Source organism: Streptomyces sp. NPDC001985 (assembly GCF_040296845.1).
GTDB lineage: Bacteria > Actinomycetota > Actinomycetes > Streptomycetales > Streptomycetaceae > Streptomyces.
Window position 1 is genome coordinate 1 of record NZ_JBEOYB010000182.1, and the last position, 2143, is coordinate 2143.

At 70.1% G+C, this 2143-nt stretch carries 2 protein-coding genes; both read left to right on the forward strand.

Annotation, left to right across the window (positions count from 1 at the left end; all coding sequences use genetic code 11):
* Window positions 1–1368 (forward strand): alpha/beta fold hydrolase (locus tag ABT122_RS33445; RefSeq protein ID WP_351559941.1); only part of this gene is annotated, 1368 nt, incomplete at its 5' end.
* Window positions 1369–1968, forward strand: coding sequence for a hypothetical protein (locus ABT122_RS33450; RefSeq protein WP_351559943.1), 600 nt, complete (start codon window positions 1369–1371; stop codon window positions 1966–1968).
* Window positions 1969–2143: the final 175 nt, after the last annotated feature.

The following is a 2143-nucleotide window of genomic DNA, read 5'->3' on the forward strand; positions in this document are numbered from 1 at the left end:
CCGGGGCTGACCGCCGAGCGGTTCGTGGCGAGCCCCTACGGCGGCCGGATGTACCGCACCGGCGACCTGGTCCGCTGGCTTCCCGACGGACAGCTCGCCTTCGCGGGCCGGGCGGACGAGCAGGTGAAGATCCGTGGCTTCCGTGTCGAGCCGGGTGAGATCGAGGCCGTGATCGCCTCGCACGAGACGGTCGGCCAGGCCGCGGTGATCGTCCGCGAGGACCGGCCCGGCGCCAAGCGGCTGGTCGCCTATGTCGTACCCGGTGGGTCGGCCACGATCGACACACCCCGGCTCAGGGCGTACACGGCACAGCGGCTGCCCGACTACATGGTTCCGGCGGCCGTGGTCGTCCTGGACGCCCTGCCGGTCACCGTCAACGGCAAGCTGAACCGGGCCGCGCTGCCCGCGCCGGACACCACCAAGCTGGCCGGGCGGGACCCCCGGACACCCACGGAAGAGGCGCTCTGCGGGCTCTTCGCCGAGGTGCTCGGACTGGAACAGGCCGGCGCCGATGTCTCGTTCTTCGACCTCGGCGGAGACTCCCTCGTCGCGATGCGGCTCATCGCCCTCATCCGTGCGGTGCTCAACGCGGAGGTCAGCATCCGGGCCCTGATCGGGGCTCCCACCGTGGAGGCGGTCGCCCGGTCGCTGACCGGCGGCGCGGGCGCCGACGACACCGGACTCGTCCTGCCCATCAGGGCCGGCGGCGACCGGCCCCCGCTGTTCTGCATCCACCCCAGCACCGGGCTGAGCTGGTGCTACACCGGCCTCGCCGACCATCTGCCGGCGGACCGGCCCGTGTACGGACTCCAGGCGCACGGCTTCGGCTCCGACGAGCGGAGCCCCGGCACGCTGGAGGAGATGGCGGCGGAGTACGCCGACCGCATCCGTGCCGTCCAGCCGGCCGGGCCGTACCACCTGCTCGGCTGGTCGTTCGGCGGGACCGCGGCGCAGGCCGTGGCGACCCACCTCCAGGACCAGGGGGAGGAGGTGGCCCTGCTGGTCAGCCTGGACGGCTATCCGGCCGGTGCGGACACGCCCGAGCCCGCGCCGGGCGACGGCGCCGGAGCAGCGAGGAGGAATGCGCGGATGCTCCGTGAGATCCACGAGGTCAACGCGCACAATGTCCGGCTGCTGCACGCGTTCACGCCCCGGCTCTACCGGGGTGACCTGATGCTCTTCATCGCTTCCGAAGGGCATCCGGCCACAGGACAGCCGACCGGGTCTCCGGACAGTTGGACACCCTATGTGGATGGGATCGTGGAGAGCGTCACGATCACCTCCGATCACGACGGAATGATGAAGCCGACGCCCCTCGCGGAAATCGGACGACTGATTTCCGCACGACTTGAGGACAGGGGAGTGTAAATGGACGACAGGGTGGGTTCCGCAGAGGGACAGGGCACCGAGCGCAAGAAGCAGTTACGCCTCGCCGTCGCGGTGGGCGTGGGTTCGGGGCTGGCCGTCGCCCTCGTGGTCGCCGGGCTGGCGTTCGCGTTCGACTCGGCCGGCTCGTCCGACGAGGGGAAGAGCGGCACGGGCAGCGCGGCCTCGCCCTCCAGCAAGGAGGACAACGAGAAATACGTGGCGAATCTGGCCTTCTCCACGTGCCTCCGCGAACAGGGAGTGGAGAAGTTCCCGCTGCCGCAGAGCAATGGCTCGATCAGGCTTGAGGCGTCCTCCGGGATAGACGTCAACACCCCGGAGTTCAAGAAAGCCGAGGAAGCCTGCCGAAAGCAGGCTCCGCCCATCGGCCAGAAGCAGAGCAGGCCACCGGACGCGCCCAAGATCGACGCGTCGAAATATGTCGCCTGTATGCGGGAGAGCGGACAGCCGGACTTCCCCGAGCCGGACGAGGGAGGGATGTTCATGGGAATCGACCTGAACACCCCCGAGTACAAGGCGGCGCAGAAGAAATGCGTCAAGTTCATGCCGGTGCTCGGAGGGCCCCCGGCCGGCACCTCCTAGGGAGTTTCTTCCGGATCGGGCCGGATCGGTGAGCGGGGTCCGGTGCCGTGGATCGCGAGGCGGAGGAGGGAGCCCACGCGGAGCGTCGGCGACTGACGACAACGCGGCGAGGCGCGGTGCCGGGGCTCGCGAGCCCGGCACGATCCGAAAGAGACGACCCAGCCCCTGCCCAGTC

Bases quoted from the DNA above. Each gene is read 5' to 3' on its own strand.
- ABT122_RS33450 (WP_351559943.1), top strand. From the start codon at position 1,369: ATGGACGACAGGGTGGGTTCCGCAGAGGGACAGGGCACCGAGCGCAAG.